Origin of the sequence: Aeromonas rivipollensis (assembly GCF_010974825.1) — a bacterium.
Lineage (GTDB): Bacteria > Pseudomonadota > Gammaproteobacteria > Enterobacterales > Aeromonadaceae > Aeromonas > Aeromonas rivipollensis.
The window spans coordinates 12,221-31,995 of record NZ_JAAILA010000021.1 but is presented as its reverse complement, the minus strand read 5'-3'; the positions used below and the strand labels follow the sequence as shown (position 1 = coordinate 31,995).

General features: G+C 62.4%; 16 protein-coding genes. 8 read left to right on the top strand and 8 right to left on the bottom strand.

Annotated elements, in window-relative coordinates:
• Positions 1-1,300: 1,300 nt before the first annotated feature.
• The 5 genes from G4923_RS13495 to G4923_RS13475 form a co-directional block, all read right to left on the bottom strand.
• Entirely contained in the window at positions 1,301-2,287 is a 987-nt protein-coding gene (locus G4923_RS13495) for a helix-turn-helix transcriptional regulator (protein ID WP_025325391.1), read from the bottom strand.
• A gap of 303 nt (positions 2,288-2,590) precedes the next feature.
• Positions 2,591-2,977, bottom strand: a complete 387-nt coding sequence (locus G4923_RS13490) for a SirB2 family protein (protein ID WP_111910801.1) — start codon at positions 2,975-2,977, stop codon at positions 2,591-2,593.
• Positions 2,974-4,830 (bottom strand): glutathione-regulated potassium-efflux system protein KefC, encoded by a 1,857-nt coding sequence (gene kefC, locus G4923_RS13485; protein ID WP_163137368.1) that lies wholly within the window; start codon positions 4,828-4,830, stop codon positions 2,974-2,976. Before kefC ends, G4923_RS13490 begins: the two co-directional genes overlap by 4 nt.
• 70 nt (positions 4,831-4,900) lie before the next feature.
• Positions 4,901-5,500 carry a glutathione-regulated potassium-efflux system oxidoreductase KefF gene (gene kefF / locus G4923_RS13480; RefSeq protein WP_025325394.1) on the bottom strand — a complete coding sequence of 200 codons (600 nt, stop codon included), beginning with the start codon at positions 5,498-5,500 and terminating at the stop codon, positions 4,901-4,903.
• A gap of 61 nt (positions 5,501-5,561) precedes the next feature.
• Complete coding sequence (locus tag G4923_RS13475; protein WP_163137367.1) at positions 5,562-6,404, bottom strand: LysR family transcriptional regulator; 843 nt, start codon at positions 6,402-6,404, stop codon at positions 5,562-5,564.
• Between the two features lie 142 nt (positions 6,405-6,546).
• Here G4923_RS13475 and G4923_RS13470 point away from each other — a divergent pair, with 142 nt between their 5' ends.
• From G4923_RS13470 to G4923_RS13445, 6 genes are all read left to right on the top strand, one after another.
• Positions 6,547-7,269 carry an SDR family oxidoreductase gene (locus G4923_RS13470; RefSeq protein WP_025325396.1) on the top strand — a complete coding sequence of 241 codons (723 nt, stop codon included), beginning with the start codon at positions 6,547-6,549 and terminating at the stop codon, positions 7,267-7,269.
• Between the two features lie 81 nt (positions 7,270-7,350).
• Positions 7,351-7,674, top strand: coding sequence for a hypothetical protein (locus G4923_RS13465; RefSeq protein ID WP_139745802.1), 324 nt, complete (start codon positions 7,351-7,353; stop codon positions 7,672-7,674).
• A 47-nt stretch (positions 7,675-7,721) separates the two neighbouring features.
• The gene (locus G4923_RS13460) at positions 7,722-8,153 is read left to right on the top strand and encodes a DUF411 domain-containing protein (protein ID WP_139745803.1); all 432 of its coding nucleotides are present in this window, start codon (positions 7,722-7,724) and stop codon (positions 8,151-8,153) included.
• A gap of 318 nt (positions 8,154-8,471) precedes the next feature.
• Complete coding sequence (locus G4923_RS13455) at positions 8,472-10,613, top strand: S9 family peptidase (protein ID WP_163137366.1); 2,142 nt, start codon at positions 8,472-8,474, stop codon at positions 10,611-10,613.
• Between the two features lie 779 nt (positions 10,614-11,392).
• Positions 11,393-12,364, top strand: a complete 972-nt coding sequence (locus G4923_RS13450) for a TAXI family TRAP transporter solute-binding subunit (protein ID WP_106887813.1) — start codon at positions 11,393-11,395, stop codon at positions 12,362-12,364.
• Positions 12,365-12,462: 98 nt separating this feature from the next.
• On the top strand, positions 12,463-15,015 hold the full coding sequence (locus tag G4923_RS13445) for a TRAP transporter permease (protein WP_163137365.1): 2,553 nt from the start codon (positions 12,463-12,465) through the stop codon (positions 15,013-15,015).
• 53 nt (positions 15,016-15,068) lie between these two features.
• Here the strand turns inward: G4923_RS13445 and G4923_RS13440 are convergent, their stop codons facing one another.
• Positions 15,069-15,227: a hypothetical protein gene (locus tag G4923_RS13440; RefSeq protein ID WP_005332188.1), complete on the bottom strand. Its 159-nt coding sequence runs from the start codon at positions 15,225-15,227 to the stop codon at positions 15,069-15,071.
• A 173-nt stretch (positions 15,228-15,400) separates the two neighbouring features.
• On the opposite strand from G4923_RS13440, the gene G4923_RS13435 reads away from it, so the two are divergent.
• Positions 15,401-16,027 (top strand): lysoplasmalogenase, encoded by a 627-nt coding sequence (locus tag G4923_RS13435; RefSeq protein ID WP_139745806.1) that lies wholly within the window; start codon positions 15,401-15,403, stop codon positions 16,025-16,027.
• 89 nt (positions 16,028-16,116) lie between these two features.
• On the opposite strand, the gene G4923_RS13430 is transcribed toward G4923_RS13435, so the two are convergent.
• Positions 16,117-17,670, bottom strand: a complete 1,554-nt coding sequence (locus G4923_RS13430) for a DHA2 family efflux MFS transporter permease subunit (protein ID WP_106885222.1) — start codon at positions 17,668-17,670, stop codon at positions 16,117-16,119.
• Entirely contained in the window at positions 17,670-18,722 is a 1,053-nt protein-coding gene (locus G4923_RS13425) for an HlyD family secretion protein (protein ID WP_163137364.1), read from the bottom strand. The genes G4923_RS13430 and G4923_RS13425 overlap by 1 nt, the downstream gene beginning before the upstream one ends.
• Positions 18,723-18,820: 98 nt before the next feature.
• Here G4923_RS13425 and G4923_RS13420 point away from each other — a divergent pair, with 98 nt between their 5' ends.
• A complete protein-coding gene (locus G4923_RS13420) occupies positions 18,821-19,723 on the top strand; it encodes a LysR family transcriptional regulator (RefSeq protein ID WP_163137363.1) in 903 nt (300 codons plus the stop codon).
• The last annotated feature ends 52 nt before the right edge of the window (positions 19,724-19,775 follow it).

Sequence of the window (19,775 nt, the reverse complement as noted above, 5' to 3'; positions counted from 1 at the left end):
TCCCGTCCGCTCCGCCACTATTTGGAAAGCCCAGTCGAAAGACTGGGCTTTTTTTCGTTTCAAGCCCCCGAAACACCACAGTCACCACTAAAGGCGCCACGGAATCACCGACTGACCACATGATCTCTGTATGTCACCTCGGCTCACACGGCTTCCCCGGACACTCCGCCACTGATTTTGCTTTGGTGCATATGAAGTAGAGGGAGGGGCAAATCGTCCACTCAATAGACTTGGCTGCCCGGTGAATGAAGAAGTGATGAAGTTGTGTCACTCTGGGGGGTTGAGGTGCTCTGCTTTTCTGCCCTGGGTAATGGATGTTGGCTTCGGTCCTGGTGGCCAGGGTCGTCCACGAGGTACACGGGAGGCTTCTTGTGCCTGAGGGTGAGGCGATTCAGGCCACAGCTCCGGGGCATGGGGTAAGTGCGCGCCTGGGATGAGCTGATTCGCTGGAGTACATATAAAGAAAAGGGGACGGCGTTTGCCGTCCCCTCAAGTCATCTCGTCCAGTCCCTGAACTGCCATGCTCCCTGCAATCCTTGACTCTATCCTTTCCTTTGGAATTTCCCCTTCCCATTCCATTGGGGTGTCCTGTGGCCATCCTAGCCTGGCAATCACTCCTGATTGCTTCACCGTCTCCATCCTGGAGGTGTCCATTACCACATCCCGTGGTGTTCCTTTCGTCATCCTGACAGATAACCATCCGGGTCATCTCGCTTCATCCTGAAGCTGTTCCTGCCGCTCCTGCGGGGTTCCTATCATCCTTAAGAGTGACTATCCGTGCCACTCAGCCTCATCCCGAGGTGTCCTGCGACCGCATCCTGCGGTTGTCCTGTCATTCCTTGTGATAACCATCCGGGTTATCAACCTCATCCTGAGGTGTCCTGCCACGTCCTGCGGCTTTTCCTATTTATGCGCTGTTTCTGCATCCTGCCGAACCAGCCGTCCTTGTGAGACCCATACTAAGGCAATCGTGGGCAGGAACAAGGCATGAGAGGCCATCAGATAGCGTCGGATGATGAATAGGCATCCACTGCCAATCTGATTTCATGATATTTATCAGCACTTTATTTAGTTTCTCAGGAAAGCATAAGACTCACGGGATGGCTTCACGTACGGCTCGACACTGAGGGGTCTTACAGGAGGAATGGCGGATCTCTCACAACCAAAAACAGGGAGGAAAACGATGGTACAGAAGGTTCAATCAAGGATGTAAGAGTTAAAAATTAATTGAATAATTATGTGTTAAAAACAGACAGAAGCCGAGCTCATGCTCGGCTTCTTATCATTTATCCGATTGTGCTCAGCTGACCCGGGTACCCGGTGTCGGATATGCCTTGCGCAGGGACTCCGGGGCCAATACTTCCAGGTTGCCACTCATGTTGTTCAACCAGGAGCGGAACTCGGGCGTATCCTGGACCTCGGTCTCCACCACCACGCTGCGCTTGTCGTAGCGGGTCATACGCGGGTTGTGGCCCGGGATCTGCCCATCGATCAGGGTGGGGCAGTTTGCATCGATGCGTCCGACGAAGCGGATCGGGCCGCTGACGTCCTGATAGCCCTGGTCGCGGATCAGCTTCTGGACGTTGAAATCCTTCGGCTGGGTGGCGCTGAAGTTGGTCAGTTCCACGTTCTTGATGTGATCGAACGGGATGCCATAGACCTTGGGATCCAGCTCGGACAGGGTGCAGAGCAGGATGGGGCCATCGGGCTGGTTCAGGATCCCGAGCGGATTGATGCGGTCATAGCAGAGCCACACTGTGCGCTCCTTGATGACACGCTGGATCTCGGCGCTGAACTTGCGACCACGCCAGAGGGCGTCGCGGATCAGGGTGCTGCGGCGGATCTCCGGGTTGCCAGCAAAGGGGCGCGGCGACTGATGCACGCTCTCGAGCCAGCGTTCCGCCAGTTCGCTTTGGCTGTCGCGGATCACCTGGCTGGCCTTGTCGACCAGGGGGTTCAATTCGGTCAATACACTCGCCGGTAGCAGTTGGCTCGCCTGATCACTCCAGGTTTTCAGGGCCACCGCCAGCGAGAGCGGCATGATGTTGGCAAAGTCGTTGAGACCATGGCGCTCGAAGCACCAGCCGTGTGGTTTGCTGCGCTCATCCGAGGTGAGGTCGAACAGTCCCATGCCGGACATCTCTTCCAGGTCCCGTTGCACGGTACGCAGACTGACGTGAATACCTTCCTCTTCCAGTTTTACCTGGAGTTGGCTGGCGGTCAGCTTGTAAGGGCGGTGCGGGATGCAACGCGCCAAGGTCAGTTGTCGTAACAGCTTCTTACTCATGGTGCATGCCTTCACTGGTTTAGCGTTGAGTGTATCCTAGCTATGGTGTGCGACAGTCTATGTCGCAAGTTTTGCTGCGACAACTGTCGCCATTTTCATACATGACAAGATAAGTAATTGATAAATATCGTTAAACAAAATATGAATGGAGCTTTTTGGAGCCTTATTTTGCCAAAATAAAGTGCTCTTCATATTTCCCGGTTGTCACGACAGGGGAGAAATGTGTAGGGAGCCAAGGGAGAGGGGGGCGTTCGGCAGGGGGAAAGAGGTGAGGGGCTGGCCCCTCACCGGCAAAGAGAACGTTCAGGCCAGCCAGGACCAGGCTGACTTGGTGATGGCGGCGCCAATCATGTAACCAAATACCGCGAGGGCGGCAACCCCGGCGACCAGCTTCTGGCCGTGGACAGGGCGCTTGAGCGCCATGACGCCGAGGCCTATGTAAACCACCAGTGCGATCAACTTGGCCATCAGCCAGGGTTGCTGGCCCGGGCTCATCTGCAGGGTGACCGCCAGCAGCACGCCAAACAGCAGCAGCAAGGTGTCGTTGATATGGGGCAACACCTTGAGCCACTTCTGTTGCAAGCGCCCGCTGCCAGCCAGTGCCAGGCTCCAGCGGTAGATGAAGAGCAGCAGGCTGACCATGGCCAGGGTCATGTGCAGGTGTTTGAGCATGGGGTAATAGGCAATCATATTGCTTCCTTGTCGTTGTCGGGCAGACCGCTGTTCCAGTTGTGAGCGTGGGTACGCTCCTGTCCTTCCTCGTCGTCTTGCAGCAGATCGGAGAGGATCTCGCGGTATTGCAGGCTCTTGTTGATATAGGTGTGCTCGTCATCCAGGTAGTTGACCTGTTCCCGCAGCAGCCGGTTGTCATACTGCTTGAACACCTGACCCGCACGCCAGGCCTGGTTGGCCCGAAATCCGAGCTGGGTCAGAGCCTCTACCCCCAGATCCACGGCCGATCCCAGGGTTTCACGGTGCACGCTGTCGACTCCGTGCCGGAGGATTTCGTGGGCATGGGGCCTGTCCTGGGCGCGGGCCAGTATCTTGAGGTGCGGGAAGTGTTTCTTCACCATCTCGATCACCTCGAGGGAGGTCGCCGGATCGTTGATGGAGAGCACCAGCAGCTTGGCCTTGTGGGCCCCGGCGGCATGGAGCAGGTCGAGCCGGCTGGCATCGCCGTAGAATACCTGATAGCCGTACTTGCGCAGCATTTCTATCTGGCTGGCGTCCTGCTCGAGTATGGTGGTGCCTATGCCGTGGCCGTGCAGCAGGCGCCCCACTATCTGACCGAAGCGGCCGAAGCCGGCGATGATGACGGGGTGCTCGACCAGTTCGGGTTGCTCGTGTTCGGGCTGGTCGGCCTGGTTGCGGTAGTCGAACCAGGGCTGGATCACCCGATCATTGAGGATCAGCAAGAGCGGCGTCAGCGCCATGGAGAGCGCCACCACCAGGGTCAGCAGCGAGATGGTGTCACCGGGCAGCACCTTGTTCTGGGCGGCAAACGAGAACAGCACGAAGGCGAACTCCCCCCCTTGTGCCAGCGCCAGGGCGAAGGTCCAGCGCTGGCTCGGCGAGATGCGAATGATCAGGCCGAGCACCATCAGCACCCCCCATTTCAGGAGCATCAGCCCTATCACCAGGGATGGAATGAGCAGGGGATGGGCGGCAAAGAGGCCAAAATCGATGCCGGCCCCCACCGACATGAAGAAGAGGCCGAGCAGCAGCCCCTTGAATGGCTCTATGTCCGCCTCCAGCTCGTGGCGATACTCGCTGTCGGCCAGTACCACGCCGGCGAGGAAGGAGCCAAGGGCGGGGGAGAGCCCCACCGACTCCATCAACACGGCGATGGCGATCACCAGCAGCAGGGCGGCGGCGACGAAGATCTCCCGCATGTGGGACTGGGCTATGGCACGGAACACCGGCCGCATCAGGTAGTGGCCGCCCAGCACTATGCCGGCGATGGCGGCGACCACCAGCAGGCCGTGCTGCCAGCCCGCCAGATCCGGATTGCCGTTGCTGGCGACCGGCGCTATGGCGAGCAGCGGCAGGATCGCCAGTATGGGGATGACGGCGATGTCCTGGAACAGCAGCACCGCGAAGGCGGAGCGCCCGCTCTCGCTCTGCATCAGTTTGCGCTCCTGCAGGCTCTGCAGCACTATGGCGGTGGAGGAGAGCGCGAGAATAAGGCCGATGGCGAGCCCCTGCTGCCAAGGCAGGCCAAGGAGATAGCCCACTCCGGTCAGGGCGGCCGTAGTCAGCAGCACCTGCAGCCCGCCGGTGCCGAGGATCGGTCCCTTCAGCTGCCACAGCAGCGCCGGCCTGAGCTCCAGCCCGACCAGAAACAGCATCAGCACTACCCCGAACTCGGCGAAGTGCATCACATCTTTCTGTTCACCCACCAGCCCCAGCAGGAAGGGGCCTATGATGATGCCCGCCAGCAGGTAACCGAGCACTGAACCCAGCCCCCAGCGCTTGGCCAGCGGCACCGCTATCACCGCCGCCGAGAGATAGATCAAGGCGTCAAACAACAATCCGTGCCCCATCAGCCGGCCCTCCGTTCGTCTCTGTTCGTCAGGGCTGGCTGCGCAAGCCCGATGAAAATCCAGCCTGTCGTCATGACAACTCCCCCAGCAGATCCCGCAGATAGGTGCTGCCCGCGAGCTGGGCCGGGGTGAGCCGCTCATCGCGCAGGGCGCAGATCAGCTGGCGGTACTCCTGGCCACAGCGGCGCAGCGCCTCCGGATCCTTGAGCTTGTGGAAGGAGTGCAGCACGAAGGGGGGTAGCCACTGCATGCCGCACAGCTGCGCCGTCTGCTGGAACGGCAGCAGGAAGTCGAGCAGCGGGCGCTGGTTGTAGCCCTCGCTGCAATATGACTCGGGAGCGCCCCCCGTGGTGATGGCAGAGAGCCACTGCTTGCCGCTGAGGGCGTGGGCCTCTGGACCGTAGGCGTAGCCATACTCCAGCACCAGATCCATCCACTCCTTCATGATGGCCGGGCAGGAGTACCAGTAGAAGGGGTGCTGGAAGACGATGATGTCGTGCTCCGACAGCAGGGCCTGCTCCCGCTTCACGTCGATGAACATGTCCGGGTAGTGGTGGTAGAGGTCGTGCAGGGTGATGCCCTCCAGGCCGTCGAGTGCCTGCAGCAGCTGCCTGTTGGCCCTGGAACTCTGCAGGGCCGGGTGTGAGAAGATGATCAGAATGCGTTTCATGGGGTCCTAGCCTGAAGAGGGGCCTGGTGCCGATAAAAAAGGGCGGTGAGCTGCGACGTTATCAAGAAGCACCCCGGCTCGCCAGTTCCGGGATCAGGTCGCGCAGCGCCGGATTCAGGGTCTGGTGGGCGGGATAACAGAGCCCGATGCGGCGAAACATCCGGGGTCCATTCACCGCCACTGTGCGCAGACCCGGCTCATCTTCCACCAGACCGTCGGGCAGGAAGCTGATGCCCACCCCCGCCAGCACCAGTGCCATCACCAGCCCCTTGCTCTCGGCCTTGGCCACCAGATTGAGAGTGAGCCGGTCACAGGCCAGCAGGCCTATGGTCTGCTGATGAGCCTCGCAGGGAGGGCATTCAATAAAATCATAGTGTTGCAGTTCGGCCAGCGGGAGCCTCTCGCGACCGGCAAGGGGATGGCCGGCCGGGACGCAGAGCACATAGTTCTCCTCCCAGAGCGGCAGGAAGATCTCGTCCTCCCGGCGCAGGGCATCCAGGGTCAGCCGGCAGTCGGCAGGGGTGCCGTAGTCGGAGAGGGTGAGATCCAGCTCCGGCAGCACTCCCTGCACCCGCTGCAGCAGCCCGGCCACCCGGCGGCGGCTCAAGTCCGGCATGATGGCGATGTTGAGCCTGGCGCGCGTCGCTTTCTGGCGAAACAGGGTCGGCAGGCGGCGCGCCTCCTCTACCAGCTTGACTGCGTGAGGATAGAGATAGTGGGCCGGGTCCTTGGCCTCCACCCCCTTCTTGCCTCTGATGAAGAGGCTGTCACCTAGGGCCTCCTCCAGCTGGCGCAGGCCCGCCGAGAGGGAGGGTTGACTGACGTGGCAGCGTGCCGCCGCCGCCGTGATGTTCTTCTCTTCATAGATGGCGATGAAGAAGCGCAGCAATCTCAGGTCCAGCATAAAACCAACCATAGTTTTTTCAGATGATAACCAGCGGAAAACAATATTTATCACCGATAGATGTGGCGACTATAGTGATTGAGTCCCGTGCTGGCCAGCCCTTGTTTGACTCAGTTCCTCAATGAATCAGAAGGAAATACCCATGTCCAAGTCCCTCGTCGTGATCACCGGTGCCTCCGCCGGTATAGGTGCCGCCATCGCCCGCGCCTTCTCTGCCGCCGGCCACCCTCTGTTGCTGCTGGCCCGTCGGGTCGAGCCCATGCAGGCGTTGAACCTGCCCGATGCGCTCTGTGTCGGGGTCGATGTCACCGACACCGCCGCCATGAAGGCCGCCGTCCAGCAGGCGGAAGCCAGATTCGGCCCTGTGGGCTGCCTGGTCAACAACGCGGGCGTCATGCTGCTGGGTCAGGCCGACGTGCAGGATCCCGCCGAGTGGCAGCAGATGCTCAACATCAATGTGATGGGGGTACTGAACGGCGTGCATGCCGTGCTGGCCGGGATGAAGGCGCGCCGCAGCGGTACCATCATCAACATCAGCTCCATCGCCGGTCGCAAGACCTTCCCGAACCATGCCGCCTACTGCGCCACCAAGTTCGCGGTGCACGCCCTGACCGAGAACATCCGGGAAGAGGTGGCAGACGTCGGCGTGCGCATGGTCACCATAGCCCCGGGGGCGGTGGAAACCGAGTTGCTCAGTCACACCACGGACGAGAGCATCAAGGCCGGCTACCACGGCTGGAAAGAGGAGATGGGTGGCGTCATCGCCCCCGAGGTGATCGCCGAGGCTGTGCTCTATGCCTGGAGCCAGCCTGCCAACGTCTGCGTGCGCGAGATAGTGCTGGCCGCCACCCGCCAGCAACCCTGATGACCATGACGGTGGGGAGGGCTTGACCCTCCCCCTGGGCCAAGGGTTACCATAGGCCCTCTTCGATCACTGAGTCATCCCATGGTCCTGACCCGTCGCCAACTCGCTCGCGCCCGCCGCTGGCTCCCCCTGTGGAGCCTGCTGATGGTGCTGATGTCGTTTGGCAGCAGGGCGGCGACCGATCTCTGTACCCTGACTCCCCATTGCAGCCAGAGCGAACGCACCCTGGAAAAAGCCATGCCTTGCGGCAGCTTCACCTCGGCGCTCGCCATGACGGTGCTCACCGGCGACAGCCTGACGGTGGCCTGGCTTGAGCCCGACATGCCAGCGTTCATTTCCCCCTCCCTCTTCATGCCGGAGGCACCGCTGGAGCGGCTCGAACGGCCCCCTCGCCAGACAGCTTGAGTCGAGTTACCCGTTTTTTGGGCATTTCTTCTTATCCGAGGTGAGTCATGTACAAGTCTCTGTTACTGGCCGTGCTGGCCGGTACCGTCAGTTTTTCTGCTCTGGCAACCGAGCAGATGACAGTCTACAAGTCCCAGTATTGCGGCTGCTGCAAGACCTGGATCAAGCACATGGAAGAGAACGGCTTTGCGGTCAAGGTCGTCGAAACCGAGCAGCTTGAACCCGTCAAGCAACAGTACGGCATCACCCCGCAGCTGGCTTCCTGCCACACCGGGGTGGTGAACGGCTATGTGGTGGAGGGGCATGTGCCCGCCGCCGACGTGCAGAAGCTGCTCAAGGAAAAACCGGCGATCCGCGGCCTGACCATTCCGGGCATGCCCCAGAGTGCGCCGGGCATGGATATTCCGGGTCAGCCCTACCAGGTGCTGAGCATCAGCGAGGAGGGCGCGACCAAGGTCTGGTCGAGCTATCCCGGCTGACGAACACTGGTCATGAGCCGGCACCACTCCATCATGTGAGGCACACCTGAGCGAATCCGTGCCGCTCATGGCCAGAGCAGGAGGGCCACCCTTGTGAGAGGGTGGCCCTTTTTCATGGTTTGGGGCCGAATGTCCGGGGATCACTTGCAACCCAGGGCGACAAGGGGCAGATTGATCGCCAATTTATTTTCTCAGGGGCGATGTTCCGGTTTGCCAGCCTTGTTTCCGCACCGGCGGAGTGAGCGGCGGCGGCTTGATCGTCAATTCATGGCGCTCCCCGCGAGCCTGCCTGCCCTGTTACAGCGCAAAGGATGCGACATGTTCATCTTTCCCCGAGGGTTGCTGCTGCTGGCTTGTCTGGTCGCAGTGCCCTGTACCCATGCCAATGAAGAGCCCGTCATGCCGACAAGCGAAACTCCCATCCTGCCTCCTGTGGCCCCCAAGCACCCCCATACCCTGAAAAAGCACGGGGACGTCCGGATCGACAACTACTACTGGCTGCGTGACGACGAGCGGCAGAAGCCCGAGGTGCTGGATTATCTCAAGGCCGAAAACGCCTACACCGAGGCCATGCTCAAGCCAGTCCAGCCGCTGCGCGACCAGCTCTACAAGGAGATGGTGGCCCGCATCCCCCAGCAGGACGAGTCGGTGCCCTATGTGAAGAACGGCTACCGCTACCAGACCCGCTATGAACCGGGCAAGGAGTACGCCATCTACTCCCGCACCAAGGTGGGGGAGAAGGACGCCAGCCTGATGCTGGACAGCAACCAGCGCGCCGAAGGCCACGAATTCTATTCGCTGGGGGCCCTGGAGGTGAGCCGCAACAACCGCTGGCTGGCGGTGGCGGAAGACTTCCTCTCCCGCCGTCAGTACCAGATCCAGTTCCTCGATCTGGAGAGCGGCACCTGGGCCGCCGACAAGTTGGAAAACACCTCGGGCAACCTGGTGTGGGCCAACGACAGCAAGACGGTGTTCTATGTGCGCAAGCACCCCAAGACACTGCTGCCCTATCAGGTCTATCGCCACGAGCTGGGCAGCGACCCCGCCAAGGACCAGCTGGTCTACGAGGAGAAGGATGACAGCTTCTACGTCAGCCTCTATGCCACCACCTCGGAAGACTTCATCGTCATCGCCCTCTCCAGCACCACCACCAGCGAGGCGCGCCTCATCGACGCCAACACGCCGGTCCAGGCGCCGCGCCTGTTCCTGCCCCGTCAGGTGGATCACGAATACAGCCTGGATCACTACCGCGGCCGCTTCTATGTGCGCTCCAACAAGGACGGCAAGAACTTCGGCCTCTACGAGACCAGGGAGAGCCCGGTGGATCGCTGGAAGGCGGTGATAACCCCCAATCCGGACGTGCTGCTGGAGAGCTATGCCCTGTTCAGGGACTGGCTGGTGCTGGAGGAGCGCAGCAAGGGGCTGACCCGGCTGCGCCAGATCAACTGGCAGAGCGGCGAACAGAAAGAGATCGCCTTCGACGATCCGGCCTATGTCACCTGGCTCGCCTACAACCCGGAGCCGGAGACCAGCGCCCTGCGCTACGGCTACTCCTCCATGACCACGCCGTCCTCCACCTATGAGCTGAACCTGGACAGCGGCAAGCGCACCCTGCTCAAGCAGCAGCCGGTGGCGGGTTTCAAGGCCGACAAGTATGCCAGCGAGCGGGTCTGGGTGACCGCCCGCGACGGGGTGGCGGTGCCTGTCTCCCTGGTCTATCGCAAGGATCTGTTCAAGAAGGAGGGCAAGAACCCCCTGCTGGTCTATGGCTACGGCTCCTACGGCGCCAGCATGGATCCCGACTTCAGCAGCTCGCGCCTGAGCCTGCTGGACAGGGGTTTTGTCTACGCCATCGCCCATGTCCGGGGCGGCGAAGAGCTGGGGCGCCCCTGGTATGAAGACGGCAAGCTGCTGAAAAAACAGAATACCTTCCACGACTTCATCGACGTGACCGAGGCGCTGGTGGCCCAGGGCTATGGCGCCAGGGACCAGGTCTACGCCATGGGAGGCAGCGCCGGCGGCCTGCTGATGGGGGCCATCATCAACCAGGCGCCAGAGCTCTATCGCGGCGTGGTCGCCCAGGTGCCCTTCGTGGACGTGGTCACCACCATGCTGGACGAGTCCATCCCCCTCACCACGGGGGAGTACGACGAGTGGGGCAACCCGAACCAGAAGCGCTACTACGACTACATGAAGAGCTACAGCCCCTACGATCAGGTCAAGGCGCAAGCCTACCCCAACCTGCTGGTCACCACGGGTCTGCACGATTCTCAGGTGCAGTATTGGGAGCCCGCCAAGTGGGTCGCCAAGCTGCGGGAGCTGAAGACGGACGACAACCAGCTGCTGCTCAGCACCGACATGGATGCCGGTCACGGCGGCAAGTCGGGGCGTTTCAAGGCCTACGAGGACATCGCTCTGGAATTCGCCTTTATCCTGGAGCTGGCCAAGCCGAAGGCATAAGGCGGTGGATGAGCCGTTGTGACCGGCCACAGGCAAGTCGGGCTGTTGCAAGGCCTACGAGGGCATAGCCCTGGAGTTCGCCTTTATCCTGGAGCTGGCCAAACCGAAGGCATAAGGCGGTGGATGAGCCGTTGTGACCGGCCACAGGCAAGTCGGGCTGTTGCAAGGCCTACGAGGGCATAGCTCTGGAGTTTGCCTTTATCCTGGAGCTGGCCAGGCCGAAGGCATGAGGCTGGGTTAACCGCTTGTTGCTGAACCGCGATCCGGGCGCCAGGGATGGTGCCGATTCGCAGATGAGATCAGGCCGGCGAGGGCAACCCGCCGGCCTGTGTCTTGCTCCCTATCCTGACCCTGTCTCGGGCCGCCCTCAGCCAGATGGCAGCCCTTGCCAGTAAAGGGCTACAAAGGAATCCACCCCCTCCATTTCCCCGCTGCCTGCGCACACAAAACCAATTAATCCACGACCGATGAATTGATGATCCAGTTCAAATTTCTCGCTATTTAAATCCACCGTTTTGCCATTTTGTTTGATTTATGTTGGCACTCTGTGCCTAATCAAGGGGTTACAACTTTTGATCCGGCTATTTTGTGGTCGAATCACCCTCAGTCGGCATGACGCTGATTATCTCACCGCAGGATGATGGTGGCTTCTGGAAGGGCGTTCGCCGCTCGGCCATTTCCTCGTACGAGGCTGTATAGGCAGACCCAGTCTTGATGTGGGTCCGTCTCATATTCACCCGGGAATCGGGTGAGATAAATCAATGAAAAGGATGAAGAACATGAAAGGATTATCCTTGGCGTGCGCCCTGTCGGCGGCTCTGGTCGGTGCTACTTTCGGTGGTCCGGTGCAAGCGCAGGAGCGCTTCGTGACCATAGGCACCGGCGGTCAGACCGGCGTCTACTACGTGGCGGGCCAGTCCATCTGTCGTTTCCTCAATCGCGGCGCCGCCGATCACCAGATCAAGTGCAACGCGCCGGCCAGTGGCGGTGGCGTGGCCAACGTCAACGGCATCCGCAGCGGTGAGTTCAACTTCGGCATCATGCAGTCCGACCACCAGTACAAGGCGATGAAGGGGCTGCCCCCCTTCCAGGCCGAGGGGGCCATGGATGACATGCGCGCCGTCTTCTCCCTGCAGAGCGAGGTGTTCACCATTCTCGCCCGCCGCGACGCCAAGATCGCCAGCTTCGACGACCTGAAGGGCAAGCGCGTCAACATCGGCAACCCGGGCTCCGGCCAGCGCGACACCATGGAAGAGATCATGGCGGTCAAGGGCTGGAAGAAGGGCGACTTCGGCCTGGTCTCCGAGCTGAAACCGGCGGAGCAGGCCTCGGCCCTGGGTGACAACAACATAGACGCCATGAGCTACTTCGTCGGCCACCCGAACGGTGCCATCCAGGAAGCTTCCACCACCACGGACGCCGTGCTGGTGCCGGTGACCGGCGCCGACATCGACAAGCTGCTGGCCGAGAAGAGCTACTACACCAAGGCGGAGATCCCGGGCGGCATCTACAAGGGCAGCGATCAGCCGACCCCGTCCATCGGTGGCAAGGCGGTGCTCTCCACCAGTGCCAAGGCCGATCCTGAAGTGGTCTACCAGCTGGTGAAATCTGTGTTCGACAACCTGGATCGCTTCAAGCGTCTGCACCCGGCCTTCGCCGATCTGAAAGAGGCCGACATGATCAAGGTGGGTCTCTCTGCGCCCCTGCATGAAGGCGCCGCACGTTACTACAAAGAGCGTGGCTGGCTCTGATTGAAGGCCTGCCGGCCTTCCATCGTTCTCTTCGACACCCGCCCGCCACACCGGCAGCGGGTGTCGTGTCGTTGTACTCGCAGGCAAAAGTTAACCCTATGCAAGAAAAACAACTCTCTACCGAGGAACTGATCGCCCAGGACGTGGGCGCCCGGCTACCGCTCGGCCTCATGGGCTGGCTGATCACCGGGCTGGCGCTGGCCTGGTCCCTGTTCCAGCTCTGGATCGCCTCGCCGCTGCCCTTTATGCTGGGATTTGGCGTCCTCAATGACACCGAAACCCGCGCCATTCACCTCACCTTCGCCCTGCTGCTGGCCTATCTGGTGTTCCCGGCCTTCCGGCGCTCCCCCCGAGACAGGGTGCCGCTCGGCGATATCGCCCTCGGCCTGATCGCCGCCGGTGCCGCCGCCTATCTGTTCGTCATGTATGAGGCCCTGGCCCAGCGCCCCGGCAACCTCACCACCGCCGATCTGGTCACCGCCTGCATCGGCATACCGCTGCTGCTGGAGGCGACCCGCCGCGCCCTGGGCCCGGCCCTGGCGGTGATTGCCCTGGTGTTTCTCGCCTACAGCCTGGCCGGCCCCTGGATGCCGGGGCTGCTGGCCCACCGCGGGGTGAGTTTCACCGCCCTGGCGAACCACCAGTGGATCACCACTGAGGGGGTGTTCGGCATCGCCCTCGGGGTCTCCACCAGCTTCGTGTTCCTGTTCGTGCTGTTCGGCGCCCTGCTGGAGCGGGCCGGTGCCGGTCACTACTTCATCCAGCTCGCCTTCAGCCTGCTCGGCCACCTGCGCGGCGGCCCGGCCAAGGCGGCCGTGGTGGCCTCGGCCCTGACCGGGGTCATCTCCGGTTCCTCCATCGCCAACGTGGTAACCACGGGCACCTTCACCATCCCCATGATGAAGCGGGTCGGCTTCTCCAAGGAGAAGGCGGGGGCGGTCGAGGTGGCCTCCTCGGTCAACGGCCAGATCATGCCCCCCGTGATGGGGGCGGCGGCCTTCCTGATGGTGGAGTACGTGGGCATTCCCTACGTGGAGATCATCAAGCACGCCTTCCTGCCGGCGGCCATCTCCTACATAGCGCTGCTCTACATAGTCCACCTGGAAGCGCTCAAGCTCGGCATGCAGCCCATCGGCGGCCATCAACCCAAACCCTGGCTGCGCCGTCTGACCGGCTTCGCCTTTGGTGCCACCCTCATCAGCGGCCTGTCGATGGCGGTCTACTATGGTCTGGGCTGGCTCAAGCCGGCGCTGGGGGACTACGCCCTGCCGGGGATCTCCCTGTTGCTGGTAGCCGTCTATCTGGGGCTGCTGAAGATAGCGGCCAGCAATGCGCCGCTGCCCGCCGAGGATCCGGATCAGCCCCTCACCGAGCTGCCGAACACCCGCGCCGTGCTGCTCTCCGGCCTGCACTTCCTGCTGCCCGTGGTGGTGCTGGTGTGGTGCCTGATGGTGGAGCGCCTCTCGCCCGGGCTGTCGGCCTTCTGGGGCACCGTCATGCTGGTGATCATCCTGCTGACCCAGCGGCCGCTGCTCAACTGGCTGCGTACCGACGGCAAGCATGACTACGGCTCGGCCCGCGACGGTCTGGTGGACTTGAAGGAGGGCCTGGTAGCCGGTGCCCGCAACATGATCGGCATCGGTATCGCCACCGCCACCGCCGGCATCATAGTCGGTGCCGTCTCCCAGACCGGGGTCGGCCTGGTGCTGGCGGATCTGGTGGAGATGCTCTCCATGGGCAACCTGCTGCTGATGCTGCTCCTCACCGCCCTGCTGAGTCTGATCCTCGGCATGGGGCTGCCCACCACAGCCAACTACATAGTGGTCTCCAGCCTGCTGGCCCCAGTGGTGGTGACGCTGGGGCAGCAGAACGGCCTCATAGTGCCGCTCATCGCCGTGCACCTGTTCGTCTTCTATTTCGGCATCATGGCGGACGTGACCCCGCCGGTGGGACTGGCCTCGTTCGCGGCGGCCGCCGTCTCCAAGGGGGATCCCATCAAGACCGGGATCACCGCCTTCTACTACAGCCTGCGCACCGCGGCGCTGCCCTTCCTGTTCATCTTCAACACGGATCTGCTGCTGATCAATGTGGACTTCGCCCACGGCGTGCTGATCTTCGTGGTGGCCACGGTCGCCATGCTGATCTTCGCCGCCGCCACCCAGGGCTGGTTCCTGGTGAAGAGCCGCTGGTACGAGAATGTGCTGCTGTTGCTGGTGGCCTTCACCCTGTTCCGTCCCGGTTTCTGGATGGACATGGTGCACGATCCCTATCGTGAGACTCCTCCCGCCCAGCTGGCCCAGACCCTGGGCGAGGTGGAAGCGGAGAGCACGCTGCGACTGCGGATCCAGGGGGAGGATGCGGTGGGCAAGCTGCGTCAATCCACAGTGCTGCTGGCGGTACCGGCCGGTGCCGATGGCGAAGAGCGATTGGCCAGCCTGGGGCTGGCCCTGTACGAGCAGGACGGCAAGACCCTGATCGACAACGTCACCTTCGGCAGTCCGGCGGCGGCGGCCGGTATGGAGTTTGACCAGGAGATCCTCTCCGTCAAGGCGCCGACCGAGCGCTGGCACAAGGAGCTGATGTGGATCCCGGGCTTCCTGCTGTTCGGGGCCGTGGTCTGGCTGCAACGGCGACGGGCCACCCGCTCATAGACACCACCAATAAAAACGGCGCCTCGATGGCGCCGTTTTCAATACCGGGCAGGCTAGTTTGACTGGGTCTGCTTCTGCTTTTGCAGCTGATCCAGGGTCTGTTGTTCCTGAGGGCTCAGACCAAGCTGTTCGCACGCTTGTTCGAAGCTGATCCCCAGGTGGCACATCATGATGTCGATGGCAGGCAGGTAGTTGGTCATTGCGTCTTCCATGGTGATCTTCCAGAGCTGTCTCTTATGCCCGAGCCGCGAGCAGGGGGCAATTAGACTTTAGGTGTAGGGTGCCATCTGCTTCACACCCCTGCCACTGGGCGGGGGAATTTGCTACTCTTGCGGGCACTAAAGAGGTTGCCGTGTGACCGCGAGCAATCGGTGAGGAGCAGGGCATGTTATTGAGTTTCTTGATCATCGCATCTGGCTGGTGGCACATCCGCGCGGCTTATGGCTCAGACTCCCGTCAGTTCTACATCAGCAAACCGCTGACCATGCTGTTCATCATCGCCCTGGCCTTTGGCTACCAGAGCGATGACCACAACGGTTCCCACGCCTGGATCCTGCTCGGCCTCTGCCTGTCGCTGGCCGGGGACGTGCTGCTGATGCTGCCACGGGATCGCTTCATCCAGGGATTGGCGGCATTTTTTGTCGCGCACCTCTGCTACATAGTCGGTTTCGCCCAGGGCCCCCTGGTGCTCAAGCTGGTGGATGGCCTGCTGCTGTTGCTGGTGGCCGGCATGGTGTTCGGCCTGCTGTGGGGCCGGCTCGGCGAGATGAAGATCCCTGTGTTCTGCTACATGCTGGTGATCATCGCCATGGCCTGGGTCGCCGCCGGCGCCTGGCACGCCTCTCTCACCGCAGGTTCTGCTGCAGCCCTGGTGGGGGCGCTGATGTTCCTCTTCTCCGACAGCATGCTGGCGCTAGATCGCTTCCGCCGCCCCTTCCCCCATGCCACGGCCTGGATCATGAGCAGCTACTTCGCCGCCCAGTTCCTGATCGCCGCCTCTCTGGCGGGATAAGAGCCTCAGGGCCCTGTGCAGAGGGCGAACGGGGGCACGCACACCCACACAAAAAAACGGGCCATGGGGCCCGTTTTTTCATTCCGCTGTCACGCCTCCAGCGGCTCGGCGTCCGCGGCCCTGGGGGCCGGTTGCCTGAGCAGCAGCATCAGGGCGCTGGCGATGAGCAGGAAGATACCCATCACGTAGAACACCTGGTTGTAGGCCATGATGGCGGCCTCCCGGTTGATGGTATTGGACAGCATGGCCCTGGCCTGCTGCTGGGCCAGCGCGGGATCCGAGCCCTGGGCCATCATGGTCTGGGCCAGCTGCAGCAGGTAGCTTTGCCCCTCTATGCTGGTGGCGGCCAGGGTACTGCCTATCTGGCTGGCATGGATGCGGGTGTCGTTGTCGATCAGGGTGGCTATGATGGCGATGCCGAAGGCCCCACCCAGGTTGCGCAGCACGTTGAGCAGGGTGGAGGAGGAGGGGATCTCCTCCGGGGTCAGGCTGGCGGTCGCCACCAGGGAGAGCGGCACCATGATGAAGGGCTGGCCCAGGGCCCGCACTATCAGCGACTGGATCAGCTGGGGGCCGGCGTAGTCGGCGCTCATGTTGACGTTCATGAAACAGCTGATGGCAAACACCAGGAAGCCGAAGCTCACCAGGTAGCGCGGATCTATCCGGGTGACCAGCCTGGGCACCAGGGGCAGCACCAGCAGCTGGGGCAGGCCCATCCACATCAGCACCTCGCCTATCTCCAGGGCGTTGTAGTTGTGGATCTGCGCCATGTAGAGCGGCAACACATAGATGGACCCCATCAGCGCCATGCCGAGCACCAGGTAGGCGAAGCAGGCCAGGGCGAAGCGCGGGCTGTGCAGCAGCCGCAGATTGACCAGGGGATGGCGGCGCAGCAGCTGGCTGATGACGAAGAACACCAGGGCCACCACAGAGATGACGGTGAGCCGCACTATGAAGCTGGAGCCGAACCAGTCCTCTCTGTTGCCCTCCTCCAGCACCACCTCCAGCAGACCCAGCCCCACCGCCATGGTGAGGATGCCGACCAGATCCACCCGTTTTATCACCTCCCAGTCCACCGGCTTCCTGTCCAGACCGTGGGCCAGCATGGCCATCACCAGCAGGCCGGGAGGCACGTTCAGGTAGAAGATGTAGTGCCAGGAGAGCTGCTCCGTCAGCCAGCCCCCGAGGGTCGGACCTATGGCGGGGGCGAAGGTGGCACAGAGGCCGAACAGCGCCATGCCGGTGGCCCGCTTGTGCAGCGGCAGCAGGCTGACGATGAGGGAGAAGGCCATGGGGATCAGGGCCCCGCCGGTGAAGCCCTGCAATGCCCGGAAGACGATCATGCTGGTGAGGTTCCAGCTGAACGAGCAGAGCACGGAGGCGACGATGAAGGCCCCCGTGGTCCACAGCAGGTAGCGGCGCACGCTCAGCCCCCGGCTCAGCCAGCCGCTCAGGGGGATGGCGATCATCTCCGCCACCAGATAGGAGGTGGAGATCCAGGAGCTCTCGCTCAGGGTGGCCGAGAGGGCCCCCTGAATGTCCTTCAGGGAGGCGTTGGTGATCTGGATGTCGAGTATGGCCATGAAGGCGCCGATGAGGCCCCCCATGACCGCGATCCAGTTGCGACGTGGAATGGGTTCCATCAGTTGGCGGCGACCATGGGATCAGGGGTGCGGGTATCGACAATCACCTCGCTGGAGAGACCAGGACGCAACTTGCCTGCCAGTGCGCCCGGCTCGGGGATGCGGATCTTGACCGGCACCCGCTGCACTATCTTGGTGAAGTTGCCGGTGGCGTTCTCCGGCGGCAGCAGGGCGAACTTGGCGCCGGTGGCGGGGGCCAGGCTGTCGATGATCCCCTCGACCGGCTGATCCGGATAGGCATCCAGGATCACCTCCACGCGCTGACCCGGTTGCATGTGCTGCAGCTGGGTCTCCTTGAAGTTCGCCTCGACCCACACCTGTTGCAGCGGTACCAGACTGGCCACCTGCATGCCGGACTGCACATAGAGTCCTTCCCGCAGGCTGCGCTTGCCTATGATGCCGTCCGCCGGGGCCCGCAGCTCTGTGTAGCCGAGCTCCAGCCTTGCCTGCTCGAGCTGGGCTTCACTCAGTGCCAGCCTGGCCTGGTTCTGCTTGGCTTCGGCGTCCAGCACCAGCAGGCGCTCGCGAGCGGCCTGCAGGGCGGCTCTGGCCTCCTGCTCCTGGGCCTGATTGACCTGCAGACCGGCGCGCACCTCGTCCAGACTGTCCTGGGAGCTGTAGTTGCGCTGATTGAGCTGGCTGACCCGGCGCACCTGCTGCTGGGCCCGCACCTGCTCGGCATTGGCCGAGGTGACCCTTGCCTCGGCTTGGCGAATGAGGCTCAGCTGCTGGGTTCGGGTGGCGGCCAGGTTCTCCGCGGTCGCCTGATTGAGGTGCAGATCGGCCTCGGCCTCGAGCACCCGGGTTCTGTACTCCCTGTCGTCCAGTCTGGCGATGAGCTGGCCGGCCTTGACCTCCTGGTTGTCGGTCACCAGCACCTCGCTGATATAGCCGGGCAGCTTGGAGCCGATGCCGGTCACCTCGCTCTGCAGATAGGCGTTGTCGGTGCTCTCGAAATGGCGGCCGTGCAGATACCAGTAGGCGGCAAACAGCATGCCGAACAGGGCCAGCAGCAGGGCTGCCAGCAGGGGGATCTTCTTGTGTTGACTCATGATTTTTGCTTTTCCTGAACTGTGGCGGGCAGGCTAACATCGGCAGACTGTTTCGATTAGTATCCATTCATGAGATATACCGTTTCACTGGTGAGACAATGGACTTGAACGCAGCCTTGATTCTGGTGCGCATCGTCGACAAGGGCTCCTTTACCGCCGCCGCCCAGGAGCTGGGCATGACCAAGGCGACGGTGAGCCGCCGCATCGCCGAACTGGAGCAGCACCTCGGCGTGCGGCTGCTCTATCGCTCCACCCGCCAGCTCACCCTGACCGAGGCCGGAGAGCAGTATTACCTGCGCTGCAGCAAGGCGGTGGAGGAGCTGGCCCAGGCCGAGCTGATGCTGAGTGCCAGCCAGCAGGAGGTGACTGGCACCCTCAAGCTGGCGGTCCCCATCGAGACGGGGCAGCTGGTGGTGGGTCGCCTGGTGGCTCACTTTCTGCAAGCCTATCCGGGGCTGCGGGTGGATCTGGAGCTGACCAACCGCATAGTGGACCCCATCAGCGAGGGGCTGGATGCCATAGTGCGGATCGGCGACATGAGCGACTCCAACCTGGCGGCACGGCGTCTGTGGAGCACGGAGCGGCTGCTGTGCGCCAGCCCGGCGTACCTGGCCCGCAGCCCGGCGATCACCCGACCCGAGGATCTGGTGCGCCATGAAAGGGTCGCGGTCAGCAGCGGTTTTCTCGCCTCCCACTGGTGTTTTGAACTGGATGGCCGGGAAGTGCTGGTGGATCCGCCGTCCCGTTTCCAGGTCAACAACATCACCTGTGCCAGAGAGGCGGCGAAGGCCGGGCTGGGGCTTGCCTCCCTGCCCGCCATGTTGTGCCATGATGAGCTGGCCGACGGCTCTCTGGTGGCTTTGCTGCCGGACTGGCAGCAGCCCAAGGTGCCCATCTATCTGCTGTTTCCCGAGCGTCGGCTGATGCCGCGCAAGTTGAGGGTGTTTATCGATTTTCTGGTGGCCAATGGCCCGACTTACGGCATCGACAACCTGCTGTGAGCGGCAAGGGGTCATGCGGAGGAAGTGTGATGGTCCGGGGCCGGTGTCGCCG